This is a genomic window from Paenibacillus caui, from assembly GCF_019904135.1.
GTDB classification, from domain to species: Bacteria; Bacillota; Bacilli; order Paenibacillales; family Paenibacillaceae; genus Fontibacillus; species Fontibacillus caui.
In genome coordinates, this window is record NZ_JAIOGQ010000001.1 from 142,005 (window position 1) to 164,198 (window position 22,194).

Annotated in this window: 24 protein-coding genes and 1 riboswitch; of the genes, 1 reads left to right on the plus strand and 23 read right to left on the minus strand. The window is 52.9% G+C overall.

The genetic code is table 11. The features are described 5' to 3' along the window. The first annotated feature begins 243 nt into the window (after positions 1 to 243). A complete protein-coding gene (locus K7397_RS00580) occupies positions 244 to 768 on the plus strand; it encodes a hypothetical protein (RefSeq protein WP_223065988.1) in 525 nt (174 codons plus the stop codon). 69 nt (positions 769 to 837) lie between these two features. On the opposite strand, the gene K7397_RS00585 is transcribed toward K7397_RS00580, so the two are convergent. The 23 genes from K7397_RS00585 to K7397_RS00695 form a co-directional block, all read right to left on the minus strand. Beyond that, a complete protein-coding gene (locus K7397_RS00585; protein ID WP_223065989.1) occupies positions 838 to 1,581 on the minus strand; it encodes a M23 family metallopeptidase in 744 nt (247 codons plus the stop codon). Between the two features lie 68 nt (positions 1,582 to 1,649). Next, on the minus strand, positions 1,650 to 3,086 hold the full coding sequence (gene spoIID, locus K7397_RS00590; RefSeq protein ID WP_237690565.1) for a stage II sporulation protein D: 1,437 nt from the start codon (positions 3,084 to 3,086) through the stop codon (positions 1,650 to 1,652). A gap of 445 nt (positions 3,087 to 3,531) precedes the next feature. Next, the gene (locus tag K7397_RS00595; RefSeq protein WP_223065990.1) at positions 3,532 to 4,314 is read right to left on the minus strand and encodes an alpha/beta hydrolase; all 783 of its coding nucleotides are present in this window, start codon (positions 4,312 to 4,314) and stop codon (positions 3,532 to 3,534) included. 146 nt (positions 4,315 to 4,460) lie between these two features. Further along, complete coding sequence (murA, locus tag K7397_RS00600) at positions 4,461 to 5,798, minus strand: UDP-N-acetylglucosamine 1-carboxyvinyltransferase (protein WP_223065991.1); 1,338 nt, start codon at positions 5,796 to 5,798, stop codon at positions 4,461 to 4,463. A 278-nt stretch (positions 5,799 to 6,076) separates the two neighbouring features. Continuing rightward, a complete protein-coding gene (locus K7397_RS00605; protein ID WP_237690566.1) occupies positions 6,077 to 6,340 on the minus strand; it encodes a DUF1146 family protein in 264 nt (87 codons plus the stop codon). A gap of 473 nt (positions 6,341 to 6,813) precedes the next feature. Continuing rightward, positions 6,814 to 7,227 (minus strand): F0F1 ATP synthase subunit epsilon, encoded by a 414-nt coding sequence (locus K7397_RS00610; protein ID WP_223065993.1) that lies wholly within the window; start codon positions 7,225 to 7,227, stop codon positions 6,814 to 6,816. A gap of 47 nt (positions 7,228 to 7,274) precedes the next feature. Beyond that, on the minus strand, positions 7,275 to 8,675 hold the full coding sequence (gene atpD, locus K7397_RS00615; protein ID WP_223065994.1) for a F0F1 ATP synthase subunit beta: 1,401 nt from the start codon (positions 8,673 to 8,675) through the stop codon (positions 7,275 to 7,277). A gap of 132 nt (positions 8,676 to 8,807) precedes the next feature. After that, on the minus strand, positions 8,808 to 9,671 hold the full coding sequence (gene atpG / locus K7397_RS00620) for an ATP synthase F1 subunit gamma (RefSeq protein ID WP_223065995.1): 864 nt from the start codon (positions 9,669 to 9,671) through the stop codon (positions 8,808 to 8,810). Between the two features lie 106 nt (positions 9,672 to 9,777). Beyond that, positions 9,778 to 11,292, minus strand: a complete 1,515-nt coding sequence (atpA, locus tag K7397_RS00625) for a F0F1 ATP synthase subunit alpha (protein WP_223065996.1) — start codon at positions 11,290 to 11,292, stop codon at positions 9,778 to 9,780. A 15-nt stretch (positions 11,293 to 11,307) separates the two neighbouring features. Further along, positions 11,308 to 11,859 (minus strand): F0F1 ATP synthase subunit delta, encoded by a 552-nt coding sequence (locus K7397_RS00630; protein WP_223065997.1) that lies wholly within the window; start codon positions 11,857 to 11,859, stop codon positions 11,308 to 11,310. Further along, positions 11,856 to 12,344: a F0F1 ATP synthase subunit B gene (gene atpF / locus K7397_RS00635; protein WP_223065998.1), complete on the minus strand. Its 489-nt coding sequence runs from the start codon at positions 12,342 to 12,344 to the stop codon at positions 11,856 to 11,858. The genes K7397_RS00630 and atpF overlap by 4 nt, the downstream gene beginning before the upstream one ends. Positions 12,345 to 12,462: 118 nt before the next feature. Next, positions 12,463 to 12,690, minus strand: coding sequence for a F0F1 ATP synthase subunit C (gene atpE, locus K7397_RS00640; protein WP_223065999.1), 228 nt, complete (start codon positions 12,688 to 12,690; stop codon positions 12,463 to 12,465). A 78-nt stretch (positions 12,691 to 12,768) separates the two neighbouring features. Further along, entirely contained in the window at positions 12,769 to 13,590 is an 822-nt protein-coding gene (atpB, locus tag K7397_RS00645; RefSeq protein WP_223066000.1) for a F0F1 ATP synthase subunit A, read from the minus strand. Positions 13,591 to 13,620: 30 nt separating this feature from the next. Next, positions 13,621 to 14,058, minus strand: a complete 438-nt coding sequence (locus K7397_RS00650; RefSeq protein ID WP_223066001.1) for an ATP synthase subunit I — start codon at positions 14,056 to 14,058, stop codon at positions 13,621 to 13,623. Then, on the minus strand, positions 14,051 to 14,314 hold the full coding sequence (locus tag K7397_RS00655) for an AtpZ/AtpI family protein (RefSeq protein WP_223066002.1): 264 nt from the start codon (positions 14,312 to 14,314) through the stop codon (positions 14,051 to 14,053). Before K7397_RS00655 ends, K7397_RS00650 begins: the two co-directional genes overlap by 8 nt. 175 nt (positions 14,315 to 14,489) lie before the next feature. Then, positions 14,490 to 15,662 carry a non-hydrolyzing UDP-N-acetylglucosamine 2-epimerase gene (gene wecB / locus K7397_RS00660; protein ID WP_273545557.1) on the minus strand — a complete coding sequence of 391 codons (1,173 nt, stop codon included), beginning with the start codon at positions 15,660 to 15,662 and terminating at the stop codon, positions 14,490 to 14,492. A 93-nt stretch (positions 15,663 to 15,755) separates the two neighbouring features. Further along, a complete protein-coding gene (gene upp, locus K7397_RS00665; RefSeq protein ID WP_223066003.1) occupies positions 15,756 to 16,385 on the minus strand; it encodes a uracil phosphoribosyltransferase in 630 nt (209 codons plus the stop codon). Between the two features lie 262 nt (positions 16,386 to 16,647). Next, positions 16,648 to 17,895, minus strand: coding sequence for a serine hydroxymethyltransferase (gene glyA / locus K7397_RS00670; protein ID WP_223066004.1), 1,248 nt, complete (start codon positions 17,893 to 17,895; stop codon positions 16,648 to 16,650). 72 nt (positions 17,896 to 17,967) lie between these two features. Then, entirely contained in the window at positions 17,968 to 18,561 is a 594-nt protein-coding gene (locus tag K7397_RS00675) for a TIGR01440 family protein (RefSeq protein WP_223066005.1), read from the minus strand. Between the two features lie 134 nt (positions 18,562 to 18,695). After that, positions 18,696 to 18,778: riboswitch (ZMP/ZTP riboswitch) on the minus strand. A 65-nt stretch (positions 18,779 to 18,843) separates the two neighbouring features. Then, a complete protein-coding gene (locus K7397_RS00680) occupies positions 18,844 to 19,428 on the minus strand; it encodes a low molecular weight protein arginine phosphatase (protein WP_223066006.1) in 585 nt (194 codons plus the stop codon). 47 nt (positions 19,429 to 19,475) lie between these two features. Beyond that, entirely contained in the window at positions 19,476 to 20,036 is a 561-nt protein-coding gene (locus tag K7397_RS00685; RefSeq protein WP_223066007.1) for a manganese efflux pump MntP, read from the minus strand. A gap of 103 nt (positions 20,037 to 20,139) precedes the next feature. Beyond that, entirely contained in the window at positions 20,140 to 20,991 is an 852-nt protein-coding gene (locus K7397_RS00690) for a DUF72 domain-containing protein (protein WP_223066008.1), read from the minus strand. 44 nt (positions 20,992 to 21,035) lie between these two features. Then, positions 21,036 to 22,193, minus strand: coding sequence for an L-threonylcarbamoyladenylate synthase (locus tag K7397_RS00695; RefSeq protein WP_223066009.1), 1,158 nt, complete (start codon positions 22,191 to 22,193; stop codon positions 21,036 to 21,038). Position 22,194: the final 1 nt, after the last annotated feature.

The window sequence follows — 22,194 nt, forward strand, 5'->3', positions numbered from 1 at the left end:
CCTGACAAGCCGGGGGACGGCCAATTATTTTGCGGACAGGCCGGGCACAGCTTTGGCGTGGACAAGATTCAAAGCCTTGCAGGGCAAGGGTTTTGAGCCATATCAAACGGAAGGCTGACAAGCAGTATAGATAGCAAGGGAATCATCGCCCATACATTTCACTGGACCTGCTGGAACGAAACCTTTTTACGGGTGAACGCGTTATTACAAATAAATCCAATCATTATACGAGGGGTGAAATCCTTGCGGACAGTACTTGTACGAAAATACGCGCTGGCACTTCTGATTATCGTCGCGGCCTTATCAGGCTGCTCTCGCTCTGCTTCTCCCGGGGACAAATCTGGGGAAGCTGAATCCTCTTCCGGCTTCGCAGCAACGGGTTTCAGTCATTCCGGCAACGGAGCTGCGGACCAGAAAGCATCCGGAGATATGAAAACGGGTGTCTTGATCGATTGGGACGAGCTCAAGGATCCATTATTGAACGATGAAATCAAGCAGCTGCTGAGGGACAATCTGGAAGCGTGGGTCAGACAGGACGAAGCGGCCTACCGCGATTCTTTTAAAAACGTCCCCACTGCGGATGCCTTTATGTATCTGTTCGGAGGCGAAGTTAGTGTAACCAGCATCTCTGACATCAAGCAGGAAGGCAAAAATATCATGATGCGCGTCGAGGGCAAGAGGATTCGTGAAAATGAGATCTCGTCATACTCTATGTACTATTATTTCAACAAGGATGGCGGAAGCTGGGGACTAGCGGCGATTGATTAGATGAATGATTAGTAGAAAGAAAGGCCGGAGAGTCGCTCTTCTCCGGCCTTTCTATGAGGCAGCTTTCGATTAGTTTTGCGGAAGGAGAGTAGTCGGATTTACCGGCGCGTCATTCTCGTAAACCGCGAAATGAAGGTGGTTGCCGAGCGCTTTACCGATTTCGTTTTGTCCGGAAGAAGCGATTCTGTCGCCCTGCTTCACTTCAGCGCCTTCCTTTACCTTCACGTCCGCCAAGCTTTCGTAGACGGTTTTCAGGTTATTGGCGCTAGTGATTTCAACAACATAACCGTTAAGCGCATGCTGCTCCACGTTGGTCACCTTGCCCCCCAGCGCAGCTTTGACTTCAAAAGGCTGTTTGTCGCTGCGGGCCAGATCGATGCCGGTGTTCGGCATAAATTCATTGTTGTACTGTACCATTGCTGCTTCATGTTCCTCTGTGGAGCCGTCTTTATCGTAGAACGGCTTTACGACCGAGACCTCGGACGCATTGGCTACCGGCCAGGCAAAATCTTCGCTGACCGCCGTCGTTTCGAGCGCATCTTCATCTTTCTGCTCTGCAGCCGGATCTGTTCCGGTTTGAACCGCGCTCGCATCATCCGTTACGGTAGCTGTGGGTTTGTTGTCCATCGGTTTGCGGCTGGCATCCTGATAGACCCACACTAACGTTAGTATGATTGCCGCTGCGGCCATGTATGCTGCCGGGTAGATCCATCTCTTCGACAAAAGTTTCTTCCACGAAGATACCGGAGCGACCGGCTCTCCCATTAAATTTTTAGGAGATTCTTCCTGGTTTTTAGGTTTTTGTTCATTCATATGATTATCACCTCAGTAACAGTGTTACCGGGGCGGAATCTTTTATACTTGGTTTATAGCAATTTTTTCTAAAATTTCTGTTTCAGAAATTTGGAAGCTTGCTCGAAGGAAATTCCGGTATAATAGTGCCTCAAAATCTGCTGCACCGTATATCCTTCCCGGGCCATGCCGGTTGCCCCCCATTGGCTCATCCCTACTCCGTGTCCATATCCATAGGTTGTAATGACTGCCTCGCCGTCTTTCACCTGAATCTCAAAGCGGCTTGAGCGAAGCTCCAGCTTCTCTCTGATCTCGCGTCCGCTGAACGTTTGGCCGCCAATGGAAATCTCTTTGATGCTGTCTCCTTTGGTACGGGACAAAATCTTGAAGGGCCCGTTTGTTTGCGAGTAAGCCGGGACGGTTCCCGCCCCTGCGGCTACGTGAAGGGAAGGGGAGCTGATGCCAAGCTTGGTGAACACTTCGGATAAAGGAAGGCTGACGGTTTCTTTATAGACCGGGTCGATCCTGGCATCCCACGGACTTGCCACACTTCGCAGGTAGGGGATTTTCTCATCCCAGTAATCTTCCGAGTTTTCCGTAAACTCCCCGCTCGCGGAGAAAAATAAGGCGGTAATCGGCTTGCCCTGATAAGTCATGATCATGCCGTCCGTTTCATCCACTGCCCTTTGCAGCTTCTCTAGCTCCCGGGCCTTGCCGGCCCTCTTCCAGGAGGCAAGCTCAGCCTCGGATAAATAGGCTTGATGCGATACCGTATCGGTCACATCGGCCCTGCCGCCGGGCACGCCGCTTCGGTCGCCGCTGACGAGGCGCTTCACGATAAAGGTCCGGGCGGCTATCGCCTGGGCCTTCAGCGCCTCGAGGCCGAAATCGGCATGCATTTCGGCGGCCACCACGCCGAGCACGTACTGCTCGATCGGCAGCGTCTCCACCGCGCGGGTGTCCGTCAAATAGACGGACACCCGCGCGGCCCCGTCCGCCTGGCTGGAGGCGGACGGCCCTCCCCTGGCCGGCGCCTGGCCATGGGGCGCCGGCTCGGGCTGCGGCGGCGCGTCCGAGCCGCCGCGGTGGACCAGCAGCGCCGGCAGCAGCACGGCCAGCGCAGCAAGCACTGCGGCGGCCACAGGCAGCCGCAGGTGGCTGCGGCGGCGAGCCCCGCCCCAGCGGGGCGGGCGGCGGGAGCCGCCGATCCAGCCTAGCAGGGCCTTCCCAGGACGGCCCTGCGGCTTCGCAGGCTTCCAGATCGCCTGCGCTTGCGCCTTCGGCATGAACGGCTCCGGCTGTACGGACGCCTCTTCTCCGCATGCTTTCGCCCCTCGTTTTGGCTTTATCCTTAAACGGGTAAAGACCTCTGTATGGCCCGCCGCCTCCAACAAGGTTTTCCCATCTTCCTGCTCGTGTATGAGCTTGCCTCCGGCAGCTTGCTTACTCTTTTCCAATGAGTCCCTTGTCCCGTTATCGTCTCCTGCAGTTAGCCTGATCTTCCAGGAAGTCATTTTGTCTTTCATCGTACTGCCCTACCTCCGTTGTCAACATGGTGCGGACCCTTTGCCAATAGAGCATCATCCACTCTACCTTCCGGTAATCAGTATACTTATAGATATGAGTTTTCAGCGGATGCTAGAACCTTCGTCGGCAGAAAGAAAGATTTGAAGAAAGAGCTTCTGTCTCACCTGATCCCTTGTTCTCGAAAGGCGTGGAGGATCATGCGAAGCAAGCCCTTCTTTGTTATGAAAAAGACTCCTATCAGCTGCTTCCCTGAGGAAATAACAGAATCGTTTATCTTTATATAAGAAAACTTGTGGAAGTTGGCCAAGCCCAAACAAAAACCGGAACCCCAGGCCCGTTAGGGGCAAGAGGCTTCGGTATTATGGTTGTCCGACAACCGGCATGCAACGACGCACCGTGCGCCGTGAGCTGCGTACGGTGCGCCTGCCGCAACCGGACACAAATTTAACGGTGTTTCGCCAGCGGAAGCCATTTCAGTACGTCCTGAATATGTTTATCCCAATACTCCCACGTATGGTCTCCGGCATCAAACACCGTAGTTGTTTCATAGTTAACCTGCTGCGCGAGTTCTTTAAATTTCACGTTTCCCTCATACAGAAAATCCTCTGTCCCGCAGCTTTGATATATTTCCGGTTTCGCACCCTGTCCTTTTGCCGTCTGTTCCAGCAGCCACAGTACATCTTCTTCCGTTCCTTCAACTTCCTTCCCGCCAAAAGCCAGTTCCAGACCGCGAAGCGTGAACGGCTTGCTCTTGATATGGGCAGCCAGATCAAGCACGCCTGAAAGGCTCGCCGCTGCTGCAAATTTGTCTGGACAGCGCAGCGCCCATTTCAAAGCGCCATATCCGCCCATGGACAAGCCTGCCACGAAATTGTCCTCCCTTGCATCCGACAGAGGGAAAAAGGAATGGGCAAGCGCCGGCAGCTCCTCGGACAGAAACGTCCAGTACCTGTTCCCATACTCCATATCGCTGTAGAAGCTGTGATGTACGTTTGGCATAACTACAGCCAAACCCAGCGATGATACATACCGTTCAATCGATGTTCGTCTTATCCAGATCGTATCGTCGTCACTATAACCGTGCAGCAAATAGAGGACCGGATGTTTTCCCTTCGCTGTTACCCCCTTCATCCCGATTTGTCCGGAAGTTTCCTGAGGGAGAATGACCGTCATTTGCGTGCTGAGGCTGAGCACCTCGGAGAAAAATTGACATTGAATCAGCGCCACGTTTCCCAACCCTTTCTTAGCCCGTATATATTGATCACGCTTTCTTTTCCTTTTATTATAACGGGAATCACCCATTCCTGCCTCCAAAAAAAACAAAGGACCGTCCTGAACTTCAGGAACGATCCTTTCTTGCTGTCTTTATGCAGTTAGGCCCAACTGGTTTGAACTTTGAGTTTAGAAAGTTCTTCCGACACTGCGCTTTTCTCTTTCGGCTTGCTCTCTTCGTCCATTTCGATCCGCCAAATGTCGGCGCCGAGCCCGGCCAATTTCTCCGCCAGATTTACATATCCGCGGTCAATGTGGTGGGTGCCGCTCACTTCCGTTGCACCTTCTGCTGCAAGGCCGGCCAAAATGAGGGCGGCTCCGGCACGCAGGTCAGTGGCGCAAACCTTGGATCCGGTCAGCTTGGAGGCTCCGCTCACTATCGCGGTCCGTCCTTCCACTTTAATCTGGGCATTCATTAATGTGAACTGATCGACGTGCATAAAGCGGTTCTCAAATACAGTTTCGGTTACAACGCTTGTGCCTTCCGATGTCAGAAGCAGCGCCATCATCTGGGACTGCATGTCGGTAGGGAACCCCGGATAAGGCAGCGTCTTGACGTCAACGGATTTAAGCGGATGCTTGGCTGTTACGCGTACACCATTTTCCTGAACTTCAATCTGTACGCCCATTTCTTCCAGCTTGGCGATGACAGGACCCAAATGGTCGGCAATCGCACCTTCGACGAATACGTCTCCGCCTGTAATTGCGGCAGCGATCATATAAGTTCCGGCTTCAACCCGGTCTGGAATGACGGTATGCTCAGCCCCCTGAAGCTTATCCACCCCTTCGATCCGGATCATTTCAGTCCCTGCACCACGAACGACCGCTCCCATTTTGTTCAAATAGTTGGCCAAATCCACAATTTCCGGTTCCTTGGCCGCATTTTCAATAATGGTCGTTCCTTCCGCCAGTGCAGCAGCCATCATAATATTTTCGGTTGCGCCAACGCTGGCGACATCCAAATAAATTTTGGCCCCACGCAGCCTGCCTTCCGATTTGGCTTCAATATAGCCCTGGCCCAATGTAATTTTGGCCCCCATAGCTTCAAAGCCCTTCAGATGCTGATCGATCGGTCTTGTTCCTATTGCGCAGCCGCCTGGCAGCGAAATCCGTGTATGTCCGAGCCGGGTTAGGAGCGGTCCCATGACCAGAAAAGAAGCTCTCATTTTCCGAACCCACTCGTAAGGCGCTTCACAGGAAACAAGCTGATGGGCATCTACAGTAATAACCTCCTGGTCATATGTAACATTTGCCCCCAACGATTCCAGCACTCGGCTGATCGTCCTTACATCGTCAAGAGGTGGAGCATCGCGAATGATGCTTACCCCTTCTTCACCAAGTAAAGAAGCTGCGATAATCGGCAGCACTGAGTTTTTTGCTCCGCTAACCTTAACGTTCCCGGTCAACACTTTGCCGCCGCGGACGATAAATTTATTCATTACGGTTCCCTCCGCGCGTTCATTTTCTCTTATTCTCGTGATGAAATTAGCGCACCCGCTCCATGCAGCCGCTAAATTTCATCTTAACATCGTTAATTTCAGGCGCACAAGGTATTTTTGCCGCAGAGGGGACCCGAAGATGGAGGACCTCCACCGCTTGCATCCAAAGTTATGATATCGATCGATATACAAGACCCTTATTCACCATTGTTAACACAAACTTTTGATGTTATTCGACAAAATACTGCTTGCTTAGCCTAACACACATATAACCAAGGTCATAAAAAAGTAAACATATAACGTAGCATAAGGGTATATCCTAAATACTCGATGATAAAATCAGCTACAAATTTGCCCAGCACAATGGCGAGCAAAAGCTGCAACAGCTTTCCTTGCGGCCCTTTGGGATGTCTGACCACAAGATCCAGCTTCAAGTTCTGCAGAGCCCACCAGGAAAGGCAGATACAGATCAGGGATACAAGAATAGCCGTCAAGGCGCTGACTGCGGCTTGAGACGAGACTTGGCTCAAAGCTGCATCCAATCGCTTTCCCCCCTTGCCGTACATTATTTTATGCCGCAGAACATAAATCGGTTAATTCTGTCCTGTAAATTATAGCGGCAATTCCCTGTTAGTATAGACCTTCTATATCATACTTGCCAAGCGTCCAATAATCCAGTGATTTATTGTTACAAATCCGCCTTTTTTCGGAAAATTTCTTACGGTTTTGCCACTTTTTCACTTCGTTTCCTTTGACAAAGGGACTAATCGGCTCATCGGGGCTATCTATAGCTTGCCCAACCCGGTTCATTTAGTTGTAGGGTTAAGCCTCCCATCCAGCACTTACCTTTGAAATTATGCTTCAGAGGTCCTAGACAAGTCCCCCCACAAAGTGAGGCTTTGACTTCGAGGCGGAGTCAGGTACTTTGCGGGGACCCCGGAAACTTATAAACTTTATATTGCAAAATAAAGGCCAAACACCCTCTAATAGGGCATTCGGCCTTTATCTAGTTCCGCTATTCCTTGCTTTTCGAAGACACGTTAATTCGGGTAACGGCTCTTTGCAGAGCGAGTTCAGCCCGACGATGATCAATGTGGTCTTTACTGCTGCGGTTAGCGAGCCGGCGTTCAGCCCGTTCTTTCGCCGCTCTGGCACGTTCCACATCGATATCCTGCGAAAGCTCCGCGCTTTCGGCCAGAATGATCGCTTTCTCCTTCTGTACTTCAATAAAACCGCCATGAACAGCGATTGTGGTTCTATTGCTGCCGGTTCTCACGACAATCGGAGCGACCTGAAGCGGTGTAACCAAAGGTACGTGTCCGGCCATAACGCCGAACTCCCCTTCTAAGCCGCGAACGATAACGTTATCGACCTGCTGGGAGAAAACAACGTGCTCCGGTGTGACGATCTCAAGCAAAAAAGTACTCATTTCATCACTCCTTAGGCGTTTTGCAAAGCATGCCCATCCGCTTTAGCTTAGAGGGTCTTTGCCTTCTCCACAGCTTCCTCAATCGTTCCTACGAACAGGAAGGCAGCTTCCGGAAGATCGTCGTGCTTGCCGTCCAAAATTTCTTTGAAGCTGCGTACCGTTTCTGCAATCGGCACATATTTACCCTTGATTCCGGTAAATTGCTCAGCTACGTGGAACGGCTGGGACAGGAAGCGTTCAATCTTCCGTGCACGCGCCACGACCAGCTTGTCGTCCTCGGACAATTCGTCCATACCGAGAATCGCAATAATATCTTGAAGCTCTCTATAGCGAGCCAGGATTTGTTTAACTCCTTGAGCCACATTATAGTGCTCTTCACCCACAATTTCCGGCGTAAGAATCCGGGAGCTGGAAGCCAGCGGATCCACGGCAGGGAAAATCCCTTTCTCGGAAATTTTACGCTCCAGGTTGGTTGTTGCATCCAAGTGAGCGAAAGTAGTGGCAGGCGCCGGGTCTGTATAGTCATCCGCAGGCACATAAATCGCCTGAATGGACGTAACGGAGCCTTTCTTCGTCGAAGTAATCCGTTCTTGAAGCTGACCCATTTCCGTTGCCAGCGTTGGCTGGTAACCTACGGCAGAAGGCATCCGTCCGAGCAGGGCGGATACTTCCGATCCGGCTTGAGTAAAACGGAAAATGTTATCGATAAAGAGCAGCACGTCACGGCCCTCTTGATCGCGGAAATATTCAGCCATGGTAAGTCCTGTCAAGGCAACGCGAAGACGGGCGCCAGGCGGCTCATTCATTTGTCCGAATACCATCGCCGTCTTGTTGATAACGCCGGAATCGGACATTTCATGATACAGGTCATTCCCTTCGCGCGTACGTTCGCCGACACCGGCAAATACCGAAATACCGCCGTGCTCCTGCGCGATGTTGTTGATCAATTCCTGAATGGTAACCGTCTTGCCGACACCGGCACCGCCGAACAGACCGATTTTACCGCCCTTCGCATAAGGGGCAAGCAAGTCGATAACCTTGATGCCGGTTTCCAGGATTTCCGCCTGTGTAGACAACTCATCGAACTTTGGCGGTTCACGGTGGATCGGATTCTTGGATGCTCCCTCGACATCGCCTTTGTTGTCAATCGTGTCACCGAGTACATTAAATACGCGGCCAAGTGTAATTTCCCCAACCGGTACGGAAATTGGAGCCCCCAGATCATTCGCTTCAATTCCACGCACAAGGCCGTCGGTAGAAGACATTGCGATACAGCGCACAAGGTTGTCGCCCAGATGGTTCGAAACCTCCAGGGTCAGATCGTTGGGGCGACCGGCCTCGGCATTGCCTGCAATCGTAATTGCGTTGAAAATTTCCGGAAGTTGACCGCGCTCGAACTCGATGTCAACGACCGGACCCATTATGCTGACAACGCGTCCTTTGTTCATCTTTTGTTTCCCTCCTCAAAGTTTGCGGAGCACTGCTTGACGTGCATATCCGGCTTCACAGACATGACAGCTTCGGAAAGCTAAACAGAGCTTTTACCGCTGATCCGCAAACTGTCATTGTACCCTTGATTATTATGACTGAGCGTTTGCGCCGGCAACAATTTCCGTAATTTCCTGGGTGATTGCTGCCTGGCGAGCCCGGTTGTAAGTGAGTGTCAATTCGCCGATCATCTTCGTTGCATTTTTTGTCGCATTTCCCATTGCCGTCATCTTGGCGCCAAGCTCACTCGCTTTGCCTTCCAGCAATGCGCCATAGATGAGCGTTTCCGCATATTTCGGAAGCAGTACTTCGAGTACCCCTTCTGGTGAAGGCTCATACTCGTAAGAAGCCTTAAGTTCTCCACCTTGCGCTTCTTCCCGCTCAAAGGGAAGCAAACGGTCAATGGTTGGCACCTGGGTAATCGGATTGATGAACTTGTTATAGCAGATGTAAATTTCATCATACTGCTCTTCCTCGAACCCTTGCACAGCAGCGCTTGTAACACTTTTGATATCGGCAAACGAAGGTGTATCGGACAGTTCGACCACACTAGCCTCAACAGGAAGATTGCGGCGTGTGAAATAATCGCGTCCTTTTCGTCCTGCCACGAACAGACCGTACTCGTCCTTGGAATTGTAGCTGGACAAGCGTTCCGTCACTTTTCTGAGCAGGTTGGAGTTGTATCCACCTACGAGCCCCCCATCGGATGTAATCACGATGAAGGCCGTTCTTGTTACCGGACGGTTCTCCAGCATCGGATGGGATACGCCCTGCGAGCCCGCTGCGATGCTGGTTACGACTTCCTTCAGCTTTTGTTCGTAAGGGCGGGCAGCTTGCGCCTTCTCTTGCGCTCTTCTCAGCTTCGCGGATGCCACCATCTCCATCGCTTTCGTGATTTGGCGGGTGTTTTGAATACTCTTGATCTGACGCTTAATCTCGCGTATTCCTTTTGCCATGATTTCACCACCTCAAAACTTTGAGCAAGAGCTCAAAGTTACTTCGTAAGCATTTGGCGAATACACGCAAGCTTTGGCGTTCGCCAAAGCCCGTGTATATCATCTATTAAGCCTTGACTGCAAAGCCTTTTTTGAATTGTTCGATTACATCCTTCAGCAGCGCTTCATTGTCTGCCGTCAAATCCTTCGTATCGCGGATCGACTGCAGCACTTCGCCATGCTGGTTCTCCACAAAGGAAAGGAATTCAGCTTCGAAACGGCGGATATCGCCAACCGGAATATCATCCAGGTAACCTTTAACCGCTGTATACAAGCTGATAACCTGCTTCTCAACCGGAAGAGGCTGGTTAACTCCCTGTTTCAGGATTTCCATCATACGCGCACCGCGATTCAGACGGGCCTGCGTAGATTTATCGAGGTCCGATCCGAATTGGGCGAACGCCTGAAGCTCACGGTATTGGGCCAGGTCAAGACGAAGCGTGCCCGCAACCTTCTTCATGGCTTTGATCTGTGCAGAGCCCCCTACCCGGGATACCGAGATACCTACGTTGATAGCCGGACGCTGACCTGCATAGAACAAGTCGGCTTCCAGGAAGATCTGACCGTCGGTAATCGAAATCACGTTGGTAGGAATATAGGCGGAAACGTCAGACGCTTGTGTTTCGATAAACGGCAGAGCCGTAATCGAGCCACCGCCGAGCTCGTCGCTCAGCTTCGCTGCACGTTCCAGAAGACGGGAGTGCAAATAGAAGACGTCACCAGGGAACGCTTCGCGGCCCGGAGGACGACGAAGCAAGAGGGACAATTCACGGTAAGCCGCTGCCTGCTTCGACAAGTCATCATAGATAATCAGCACATGCTCGCCTTTGTACATGAAATATTCGGCCATAGCCACGCCGGCATATGGAGCGATATACAGAAGAGGAGACGGTTCCGATGCGGAAGCCGTAACGACAATCGTGTAATCCAGCGCACCGTGACGACGCAACGTTTCAACTACGTTGACAACAGTGGACTGCTTCTGTCCGATAGCGACATAGATACATTTCACGCCATTACCCTTCTGGTTGATAATCGTATCGATCGCGATTGCGGTTTTACCTGTTTGACGGTCGCCGATGATCAATTCCCGCTGGCCGCGGCCAATCGGAACCATGGAGTCGATCGCTTTAATACCGGTCTGCATTGGCTCGTGAACGGATTTACGGTCAATAACGCCCGGAGCGTTGTTCTCTACGGGACGGAATTCCGTTGTTGCGACCGGTCCCTTGCCGTCAACCGGCTGACCGAGCGGGTTAACAACACGCCCAAGCATAGCGTCCCCTACAGGAACCTGCATAATTTGGCCGGTCCGTTTCACTTGGTCGCCTTCACGAATTTCGGTGTATGGTCCAAGAATAACGACACCGACATTGCTTTCTTCCAGGTTGAGGGCCAGGCCTACAACCCCGTTTTCGAATTCGAGCAGCTCGTTCGCCATCGCATTTTCGAGTCCGTGAACACGGGCGATCCCGTCACCGACTTGAATAACGGTACCGACTTCGGCCACTTCGATTTCCGTCTTATATTGTTCGATCTGACTTTTAATCAGTGTGCTGATTTCTTCAGGTCTGATACTCAAGTGTTTCACCCCTATCTACAGTGCTTGTCTTCGAAAAGATTTCTCAAGCCGTTCCAGCTTCCCGGCGAGACTGCCGTCATACAGCGTATCGCCAATGACAACCTTCATGCCGCCCAGCAGACTGGTATCCACCACATTTTCCACGCGGATTTTCTTCTTAACTAAAGCGCCGAATTCATCGGCAACCTGCTGTTGTTCCTGTTCGTTCAGCGGGTATGTCGTATATGCGACCGCTGTAGCAAGTCCCAGTTCATTTCCGGCAATCTGAATGTAACTGTCAAGCAGTTCGGACAAAATCGCGATTCTGCCACGTTCTACAAGCAGTTTTAGCAGGGAAATAACCGGTTTGGACAGCTTGCCTGCAAGGCTTGCCTCCATCGCTTTCCATTTCGCTTCTTCGGAAATACTGGGAGATGCAATAAAATTCACAACATCTTTGTCTGCGGTAAAAGCTTCCACCGCCGCTTTCAGCTCTTGTTCCACTTCAAGCGTCCGACCTTCTTGGGCTGCAATTTCGTAGACGGCTTTAGCGTAACGTTTGGCTACAACCGTTGTCGTGCTGCTCATGACCGGCCACCGACTTCTTTAAGGTACTTGTCGACCAGCTCGCCTTGAACGCCTTCCGTGCTGACTTCTTTTTCGATCAGCTTGGATGCGATCTTCACGGAGACGGCGCCCACTTCACTGCGGAGCTGCTCCACCGCTTTGTTCTTTTCGTTCTCGATATCGCGAACAGCCTCGTCTTTGAGACGCACTGCCTCTTCCTTCGCCAGATCGATAATCTGAGTAGCCTGCTTGCTGCTCGTTTGCTTGGACTGCTCGATGATGTCATACGCCTCTTTGCGGGCCTCCTGCAGAGCGGCTTTTTGTTCTTCCACATAAGTGGCGGCCTGCTCGCGGGTTTGCGCCGCTTCGCTCAGCTGCTGCTTAACGAGCTCACGGCGTTTCTCCATGACGGAAAAAAGCGGACCGAAAGCATATTTGTTTAACAAGAAGTATAAAATCCCGATCGCGATCAAGGCGATGACGGTGTTTTCCCATACGAATTTCAAACTTAGTCACTCCTTTCCGAAGCCTATCCGCTGTTAACGTGTACGTTCTATTCTACCGGGCTAAAAAGAAGGCGTGGACGGCTGTGGCCTTCCTCGCCATTCTTTTTTTCCAAATTTATTATTGGGCCATGCCGTAGAATATGAACGCCAAGACCACGCCGATGATCGGAAGTACCTCGATCAAACCAACCCCGATAAACATCGTCGTTTGCAGCGTGGATTTCGCTTCAGGCTGACGAGCGATCCCTTCGACTGTTTTACTGATAACGAGACCGTTACCGATACCAGCGCCGAGTGCGCCCAAACCTGCTACGATACCTGCCGCGATTAATGCCAATGCTCCCATTTTATATCCTCCTTAAAAGTCAATTCATGATTTATTGTTAAGCCCGGTTGAAGTCTTTGCTCCACCTTGACCTAAAAACTAATGTTCCTCTTCATGCGTATCGATGCTTTGCGAAATATACACGATCATCAATGTAACGAAAACGAACGCCTGGATCGCGCCAACGAAAATACTGAATCCGTCCCAAGCCATCAGCAGCGGGATCGACATAATTGTACCCACTACGCTCGCTTTGGCGAGCGTCATGATCGTGGAGATCAGCACCTCGCCCGCGAAGATGTTCGCGTAAAGACGGATACCGTGCGTCATCAACTTCGACACCTGCTCGATGATGTTGATCGGCAAGAACAGCGGATAAGGCTGTACGTAGTGCTTGAGATAATTCCTCGTGTTCTTGAACAAGCCCAGTCCATTTGAAATCACGAATACGAGCAGCGCAAGCCCCATCGTTACGCCGGCGTCAGCCGTCGGAGATTTCCACCAAGCCACCTCCGCATGGGCTTCCTCTTCCGGATACTTCGCGTGCGCTTCTTCCAGAACCGAGGTTACGGACGTTATTTCCTGTCCAAAAATCTTCGCTTTCGCCGGATCGTGGTATTCCGTTACGACGCCGAACAAAAGGCCAAGCATGTTGCCTACGAAAATGAACAGGATCAGGGTCAAGGCGAGCGAAAGGAACGGCTTGCCTTTCTTCCAATTCATGGAACTGGTGATCATGTTCTTCACGAATTCGGTCGTCCATTCCATGAAATTTTGCAATTTGCCCGGATTTTCGACAGACAGGTTTCGCGTTGCCAGTTTGGCAATTACAAAAACGATGGTGCAGGTCACGACCATCATCAGGACGATGGAGAGGTCGAGATGGAATCCGCCCAATTCAATAATTGGAGCTTCATGCATGTTTTTTCACCCCTTTCCAAGTCGGAACTTCTAACTTTGATCAGCTTTCTCCTTTTTGGCTTTTTCTCTCATTCTTTCTTCTTTAAGAGAATAAATAATGCCCAGAATCAGAAGCAGAAATTGCGCAAATACCAGGCTGGCCATGACGGCAATTTCGCTGAAATAATGCGGAAATTCCAGCGGGAGCACTACAGCCAGAATGGAAGTCGCCAGACGAAACCCGAAGCCCAAACCATAACGCTTCCTGCGTCTCTCGCCAGTTCCCGCTGCAGCTGCCGTTTCAAGTAACTGGCGCACCTTGTAAGCCATATGAAGCACATTGATGCAGCTTACGATCGAACCCAGAATTAATCCATGGGCGATCGCGCGGTGCGTAGGAAGAGCAGCAGACACCAATAGACAGAATGCGACTAAGCCCAGAACTACCCGCACTACCACTATTCGATATTTGGACAGTTCATTATTCATCGCTTTCCCTCATTATCCTTCTAATCACCGCAACAGCTCCTATAATGCCTGCAGCCATTCCAGCAAGAACGCTTGCAGCCACCCAAATCCCCTGGTTACCGAGCCTACTTCCCAGCCAAGATCCTAAATAAAAACCGGCCAACGTGCAAATGGCAAATTCAATGCCGAGTACACTTACTGTCCCTGCCATTCGCCAGGCAGCACCGCTCGGCTTCTTCTTTCCGCCAGAGTTTTCAGAATGTTCAGGTTTGTCCATTTTCTGTCCCACCCTCGGAATTCTAGTTCATTTTACTAATACGAAATAAACTTTGTCAATTGAGGGGGCCCGCTGCAAAGGCCCGTCAGAAAAAGCCGTGAAACCTGATTTTCATTTTCATTTTTGCAAACCCCTGAAAACCGTACAGTTTAACTGTATGCTGTACGTTTTTCTTTTACAACTGCGCTTGATTTTCATTTGTGAACTTTGTGTGAAATCGTTCAGGACGTTCGCTTATCACGCCGAAATGGTGAAGAATCGCATTGACAATTCTGGCTGATGCCTTACCATCTCCGTACGGGTTGGCGGCCCGGCTCATGGATTGATAAGCCTCCGAATCGCTGAGTAATAATTTTGTCCGTTCATACACCTTCTCTTCATTTGTTCCAACCAATTCCAAAGTGCCAGCTTCTATCCCTTCCGGACGCTCTGTCGTATCCCGCAGCACAAGCACCGGCACGCCGAAAGAAGGCGCTTCTTCCTGCAAACCGCCCGAATCCGTTAATATTAAATGCGTATACGGGTAGAAATTATGCAGATCCACCACATCCAGCGGGTCAATGAGCTTAATGCGCGGGTGATTGCCCAAAATTTCATGTGCGGGCTCACGAACTGCCGGACTCGGATGCACCGGATAGCAAATCGCCACATCCTCGAATTCGTCAGCAATCCGTTTGACGGCCCGAAAAATATTGCGGTGCGGTTCCCCTTGCGATTCCCTGCGGTGAGCTGTCATCAAAATCAGCCGCTTGCCTTTGGCCCAGTCCAGAACAGGATGACTATAGTCCGGTTTTACTGTATATTGAAACACATCCGTTACCGTATTGCCTGTGATATATATACTTGACTCTGCCTTATTTTCCTTCCGCAAATTGCCCGCAGACCAGTCCGTAGGCGCGAAATGCAGGTCTGCAAGCACCCCGGTCAGCTGACGGTTCATCTCTTCCGGATAAGGGGATAATTTGTTCCACGTCCGGAGTCCGGCTTCCACATGTCCGATCTTGATCTGCTGCAAAAAGGATGCATAGCTCGCCAGGAATGTTGTCAGCGTATCGCCATGCACGAGCACGATATCAGGCTTAGCTTCGCGCAGCACGCCCTCAAGCCCCTGAAGCACCCGTATCGAGATTTCATTCAGGCTCTGCTGCTGCTTCATGACGTTCAAATCATAGTCCGGTTCAATTTTAAATACATCAAGCACCTGGTCAAGCATTTCGCGATGCTGTGCGGTTACACAGACAACCGATTCAATATGCTCTTGATGCTTCGTAAGTTCCAGGATAAGCGGAGCCATCTTGATGGCCTCCGGTCTCACGCCAAAGATTGTCATCACTTTAATTTTAGACAAGATTATCCCTCATTTCTGTCTTCTAAAAAAAAGAGGGGCTTGCACAAAGTAAACGCCCTCTCTTATCTAGCTGCTTTTTGGGTCGGGGCCCGCTTACTTGGTGCCGTACAGCCGGTCACCGGCGTCCCCTAGCCCCGGAATAATATAACCATGGTCGTTCAAATGGCTGTCAAGCGCGGCGACATAAATGTCCACATCCGGATGCGCCTCCTGAACGGCCTTGACCCCTTCCGGAGCTGCGATCAGGTTCATCATTTTAATCTGGCTGCAGCCGCGCTTTTTGAGCGCATCTATGGCCGCGATCGCCGAACCGCCGGTAGCCAGCATCGGGTCGATCACGATCAGCTCACGCTCCTGAACGTCTGTCGGCAGCTTTATGTAGTATTCGACCGGCTGAAGCGTATCGGGGTCGCGGAACAGTCCGACATGCCCTACTTTGGCAGCCGGAATCAGCTTCAGAACCCCGTCCAGCATGCCGAGACCCGCCCGAAGAATCGGAATAAGGCCAAGCATCCGGCCGGAAATGACACGAGCCTCCGTTTCGGCAACAGGTGTCTGTACCGTAATCGTTTCAAGCGGTAATTCTCTTGTAATTTCATACGCCATAAGTGTGGCAACTTCATCTACCAGTTCCCGAAATTCCTTCGTATTTGTCCGCATGTCACGGATAAAAGTCAATTTGTGCTGAATCAGGGGATGGTCGCAGACGATCAATTTTCCCATTATTGTCCCTCCGGTATTATTGCTCATTCTTCTCTTTTGTAACACTTTTTACTACGGTAGCAGTACGTAAATCCTGTCCATTATATCACTTGCCGAGGACCATTTCATCTGTTCCGTTCATGTTTTGGATGAGAACTGGGAAAATAGGCGGTTCGGCATGGATTGCACCGCAAATCAACATCCAGCGGCTCTGGAACAAAAAAAGCAAAAAGGGCCCGCAGCATCCCGAAGGATCGTGCAGGCCCCATAAGCGTTACAAGAATTAGTATTTCATTTCAGGATAAAGCGGGAAGCGGTCGGTCAGCGCCGTTACACGGGCTTTGGCTTTAGCCAGCGCGGCTTCGTCTTTAGGCGATTTCAGAGCCGCCGCGATGATGCGGCCGATTTCCACCATCGCCGCTTCGTCCATGCCGCGGGAAGTGGCAGCCGGTGTACCGATGCGGATACCGCTCGTAACGAACGGACTTGTCGGGTCGAACGGAATCGCATTTTTGTTGACCGTAATTCCGATGGAATCCAGTACATGCTCGGCATCCTTGCCGGTAATGTCCAGATTGCGCGTGTCGATCAGAATCAGGTGGTTGTCCGTACCGCCGGAAACGAGATTAAGCCCTTCTTCGAGCAAGGTTTCCGCCAATTTTTGCGCGTTCTTCACCACGTTCTCGGCATAAGACTTGAAGGAAGGCTGAAGAGCTTCGCCAAGCGCAACGGCTTTGGAGGCGATGACATGCATCAGCGGTCCGCCCTGAGTGCCCGGGAAGATCGCTTTATCGATTGCGGCTGCCCAAGGCTTTTTGCACAGGATCATGCCGCCGCGCGGTCCGCGAAGGGTTTTGTGCGTCGTTGTGGTTACAAAATGGGCATGCGGCACAGGGCTAGGATGAACGCCGGCAGCAACCAGACCGGCGATATGCGCCATATCCACCATAAACAACGCGCCTACATCGTTTGCAATCGAGGCGAACGCTTCAAAGTCAATCGTGCGCGGGTACGCGCTGGCGCCGGCGACGATCAGGCGGGGGCGATGCTTGAAGGCCGCCTTGCGGACTTCATCGTAATCAATCCGGAAGGAGTCTTCCTGAACTCCGTAAGCTACGAAGTTATAGAGCAGGCCTGAAGCATTGACCGGGCTTCCGTGAGTCAAATGTCCGCCGTGGGCCAGGTTCATGCCGAGCACCGTATCTCCAGGCTTCAAAGCTGCCAAATACACGGCCAGGTTCGCCTGGGCTCCGGAGTGAGGCTGAACGTTGGCATGCTCGGCACCGAACAGCTCCTTGGCGCGATCGCGGGCCAGATCCTCAACGATGTCCACATGTTCGCAGCCGCCGTAATACCGTTTGCCCGGATAACCTTCGGCATATTTGTTCGTCAATACCGAACCCATAGCTTCCATAACCGCTTCGCTTACAATGTTCTCGGACGCAATCAGCTCAATATTATTGCGCTGACGCTTCAATTCCAGGTTCATGGCCTCCAGGACGGCCGGGTCATGCTTTCTCAAATGATCCATGTTTTTCATTATCCTCCCTGCATGTATAGAAATTTTATTGTTTCCTGAAAAATTGCCATTGATTCGGTCCGCTTAATCGCAAGGCTGCGAACCTTCCTGCTGCGGCAAAGCGTATACAGCACGCTCTCCGCCGATCAGCTTCGGCCGGGTCATAGCGGCGTTCACACGGGCCATCCCGATATACCTGCGGGCAGGACGCAGCGGTACGGCGACCCTGCGCAGATGCATGCCGATCAGCGTTTCGCCGATATCGATTCCGGCGTGGGCCTCAAGACTCTCGGCCAGACAAGGCTCCCGAAAGCGGATATAAGCTTCCGCTGCCATTGAACCGCCGGCTTTGCGCACCGGGACGGCGCTCACTTCCGTCAGGTTCAATCGTTCGAGCACGGAACGCTCGACGACAAGCGCCCGGTTCAGATGCTCGCAGCATTGAAAGGCCAGATCAAACCCGTAACGGGCGCGCACCCTTTCAAGGCCTGCATACAATTCCGCCGCTACCTGCTGCGCGCCTGCGGTACCGATTCTCTGTCCTGCAACTTCACTTGTACTTGCGCCAATCACAACGAGTTTGCCAGGTCCCAGCTTCGCAGTCACCGCAAGCTCCTCAAGCACTTCAGCCGCCTGCGCCGCAAGCTCCTCCTGGCGAAATTGATGTTCCACAGCCATTTCCTCCTCTAGTCCGGCATCAGTCTGTCGCCTAACAAAAACTAAAATCGCGGACCGAACCCTTGTCCTCATTATATAATGATTTTTGACCAAAGACGAAAAAAAGAGCAGAACGCAATTTCTTCATGCGTCTTGCTCTTTGCCCAGGCGACCGGCCGTATACTCCGGTGCTCCACCGTGGTTTCATCCACATCTGTCGCCAGTTACACCGGAACTGCTGTTGTTGCCTTTAAGCATATAGCATAATTACCGGAATTGCAACTTGAAAAAAAGATCAAATTTTTATTTTCCAGCCTGCTCCTTCAGCATGTGCAGCAGCTTATCCAAAGCGGTCCGGATTTCCGCGGCTGTCCGTTCATAGTCCTCCCGGCTGCCGCCGAACGGATCCGATATGTCATAGCCGGGCAGACGCTGCTGCAGCCGGATAATCCGCTGCTGATTCGTATCTTCAAGCTTTTGACCCAGCGCGGTCCGCAAAGCCCGGTCTGCCAGCAGGGCATCCAGTTCCCGCAGATCCTGAGCTACGTCCTCCGCGTCCTCCACATATTCCTTCAGGACAAATGTTTTGCCGGCTGCAGAAGGAAAGGCTTGCATCAGCTGCCGTTTATGGCTCTGGGTCAAGGTCAGAATCAGGTCCGCCCAATCCGTGAGTTCGGCATTCATGGGGGTTGAAGTCAGTTTGTCTTCAATCTGGCGATCCCGGAGAACCGCTTCCGCATGCCTGGAAATGGACATTCCGGGGATAGCCGCAACACCTGCGGACTGGACTTCAACCGATAAACCGGCTGCCAGCGCCATCTGCCTGAACATGCCTTCCGCCATCGGGCTGCGGCAAGTATTTCCTGTACAAACAAACAATATGCGCATCTCTCTACCCTCACTCAGCGAATGGTGTATTCTTCTTTATCATTGTATCAAAAGATAAACATCAGGCCAAACGCGAACAGGATGGCTCCGCCCATCGTTTCGCCGTAGTCTCCCAGGTTCCGTCTGAACCGGCTGCCGAGCCACAGGCCCATCACCGACATGATTCCCCCAAACAAGCCGAAGGTCAGCACCGTAAGCAGCAGGTTGCCTTGAAACATGCCCAGCGATACCCCGACTGAAAAAGAATCCACGCTGACGCTCATGGCGAACAGCAGCACGCCCAGAAACCGGCGATGATCCACAGGCTTTGGCCCCTCATCCCGGAACGAGGTAATCACCATATGCCCGCCGAGCAGAAGCAACAAGCCTCCGGACACATACCGGGCAATTTCACCGAGCAGCCTTCCCACATATAAGCCGGTAAACATCCCGAGCAGCGGCATCACGATATGAAAAATCCCGATGAGCCCGCCGATCCTCGCCATATCAAGCCGCCGCACGCCTTTCATACCGATCCCGACACTGAGAGAAAAGGCATCCATGCCCAGCGCAATGGCCATCACTATAATCGTAACAAGCTGCCCAAGCTGGGCAGTAGCATGATGCATGATGCACCCCTCCAAGTCTGCAATAGGGTTTGTACCACCATATGCGGACAAGGAGGCAATCATGACACGGGGGCAGAAACGGTCCCGCGAGCCACTGCGGCTTTTATGAAAAAAGATCAATCTGTTTCGGAGGCAATTCGGCTGGCTTAAACCCAAGCAATTCCAACATGCGCTTTCCGTTTGGAGCCGCATCGCCGCCGGAATTGTTGTTGAAGATCATGCAGATGTCCTTGGCTCCTCTTGACTTCAGAAGGTTCAGCTTGTCTTTCCATTCCAGCAGTTCTTCGTCGCTGTAGCGATACAAGTAGCGAACCTCGCGCCAGTTCGGGGCGCCGCTCTGGGTCCACCCTGCCGTATTGCGGCCATGAAGACGCACGATCGCAAGCTCGGGATCGGCCGGTTCGAGCACCGTGGGCACCGATCCTTCCCCAGCCTGCGGTTCATCGCACACAATGTGAATCCACCCTTCTTCCTTCATAAACGCAAGGGTGCGCTCCTTCAGATCGGGCGCATACCAACTGCGATGGCGAAATTCAAGTGCGACCTTGAGATCCCCCATCCTCCGCTTGACCGCCTTCAGCTGCCGGACATGATCGGGACAACAGTCGAACCAGGGCGGAAACTGGAACATGACTGCTTTCAGCTTGCCGGAAGACACCACAGGCCGGATCGATTTCAGATAGGCATCATACATCTCCCCTGCACTCGCAAAAGGAATTTTCCCGCGGGCATGGCCCGTCATCCCCTGATAAGCTTTAAGGATGAACGAGAAATGGTCCGGCGTTTGATCGATCCAGCGCTGATACGTCGCCTCTCCGAGAACGGCATAAAATGAACTGTCCACCTCAACACACGGAAAATGGCGCGCATACATCATCAGCTTCTGATTCGCCGGCGTCTTCGGAGGATACAGCTCGTCATGGTCTCCCCAGCCGGTGAGTCCGACCGTTATCATGTCTGCCTCGCCTCCCTCGGATTCTTACTCGATCCTCTGCGCCGTTATACGTAGATTACCTTCTGTCCCGCCGCTTTAAGCAGCCGGTTCATAACGGCTGCTCCCAGCCCTTCTTCCGGGCAGGCTTCGGACAACATGAAGCCGATGTTCTCTTCGTCGAAGCGGCGCAGCGCGGCGTAAAGCCGCTGCGCCGCTTCGCCCGGGCGGGCCAGACTGCCGAGCGACTGCACGGCGTCGGCCCGGTACTGCGCCAGGTGCTCGTCGAATGCGAGCACCCCGGTGCGCTCGCCGCGCGCGGCGGCCGCATCCAGCTCCGTCTGGATGCGGGCGGCCACCTCCCGCGCGGAGCCCTTGACCACGCACAGCCGCCCTTTCGGGGCGTAGTGCGTGTATTTCATCCCCGGCGAGCGCGGCTGCGCCGGGGCTTCCGCGGACCCGCCCCGCAGGGCCGGGTCCAGCGACACGCTCGCCGCAACGCCGGCGAGCGCCTCGGCCGTGATCCCGCCTGGGCGGAGCACGGTCACTTCCCCGCCTGCGCCGCATTCCACCACCGTCGATTCCAGGCCCACACCCGTGGGCCCTCCGTCGACGATGCCGTCAATGGCGCCGGCGAGGTCCTCGCCCACGTGCTCCGCCAGCGTGGGGCTCGGCCGTCCCGACCGGTTCGCGCTCGGCGCCGCAACCGGGCACCCCGCTGCGGCAATCAGCCGCAGCGCGATGTCGTGGGCCGGCATGCGCACGGCCACGGTGGACAGCCCCGCCGTCACCCGCGGGCTGACGGCGCCGGGCCGCACGGGCAGCACCAGCGTGAGCGGCCCGGGCCAGAAGGCCGCCATCAGCTCTCTGGCGGCCGGAGAAACCTCCGTCACCAGCTCGTCCAGCTGGCTTTCGTCCGCAATATGCACGATCAGCGGATTATCCGACGGGCGGCCCTTGGCGGCAAAAATTTGCTCCACGGCTTCCGTACTGCGGGCATCCGCGCCAAGACCGTATACCGTTTCCGTCGGAAACGCCACCGTTCCCCCAGCAGCCAGTACGGCTCCTGCTTCCTCAATGGCCTGCTCGGCCCGCTTCTGCCGCCGGGTTTGCTCTTCCGTTTCGGATTCCGGACCCTGTTCCTCCATCAAGGCACGGGCATCCCAGAAACGGGTTTTAGCCGGTTTGCTCATTTTATGCTGGTTATGCTCTTGATCGCTCATCATC

Coding starts and splice junctions, on each gene's coding strand:
- K7397_RS00585 (WP_223065989.1), bottom strand. CDS start 1,581: ATGAATGAACAAAAACCTAAAAACCAGGAAGAATCTCCTAAAAATTTA.
- spoIID (WP_237690565.1), bottom strand. CDS start 3,086: ATGAAAGACAAAATGACTTCCTGGAAGATCAGGCTAACTGCAGGAGAC.
- murA (WP_223065991.1), bottom strand. CDS start 5,798: ATGAATAAATTTATCGTCCGCGGCGGCAAAGTGTTGACCGGGAACGTT.
- K7397_RS00610 (WP_223065993.1), bottom strand. CDS start 7,227: ATGAGTACTTTTTTGCTTGAGATCGTCACACCGGAGCACGTTGTTTTC.
- atpD (WP_223065994.1), bottom strand. CDS start 8,675: ATGAACAAAGGACGCGTTGTCAGCATAATGGGTCCGGTCGTTGACATC.
- atpG (WP_223065995.1), bottom strand. CDS start 9,671: ATGGCAAAAGGAATACGCGAGATTAAGCGTCAGATCAAGAGTATTCAA.
- K7397_RS00630 (WP_223065997.1), bottom strand. CDS start 11,859: ATGAGCAGCACGACAACGGTTGTAGCCAAACGTTACGCTAAAGCCGTC.
- atpE (WP_223065999.1), bottom strand. CDS start 12,690: ATGGGAGCATTGGCATTAATCGCGGCAGGTATCGTAGCAGGTTTGGGC.
- atpB (WP_223066000.1), bottom strand. CDS start 13,590: ATGCATGAAGCTCCAATTATTGAATTGGGCGGATTCCATCTCGACCTC.
- K7397_RS00650 (WP_223066001.1), bottom strand. CDS start 14,058: ATGAATAATGAACTGTCCAAATATCGAATAGTGGTAGTGCGGGTAGTT.
- K7397_RS00655 (WP_223066002.1), bottom strand. CDS start 14,314: ATGGACAAACCTGAACATTCTGAAAACTCTGGCGGAAAGAAGAAGCCG.
- upp (WP_223066003.1), bottom strand. CDS start 16,385: ATGGGAAAATTGATCGTCTGCGACCATCCCCTGATTCAGCACAAATTG.
- glyA (WP_223066004.1), bottom strand. CDS start 17,895: ATGGATCATTTGAGAAAGCATGACCCGGCCGTCCTGGAGGCCATGAAC.
- K7397_RS00675 (WP_223066005.1), bottom strand. CDS start 18,561: ATGGCTGTGGAACATCAATTTCGCCAGGAGGAGCTTGCGGCGCAGGCG.
- K7397_RS00680 (WP_223066006.1), bottom strand. CDS start 19,428: ATGCGCATATTGTTTGTTTGTACAGGAAATACTTGCCGCAGCCCGATG.
- K7397_RS00685 (WP_223066007.1), bottom strand. CDS start 20,036: ATGCATCATGCTACTGCCCAGCTTGGGCAGCTTGTTACGATTATAGTG.
- K7397_RS00690 (WP_223066008.1), bottom strand. CDS start 20,991: ATGATAACGGTCGGACTCACCGGCTGGGGAGACCATGACGAGCTGTAT.
- K7397_RS00695 (WP_223066009.1), bottom strand. CDS start 22,193: ATGATGAGCGATCAAGAGCATAACCAGCATAAAATGAGCAAACCGGCT.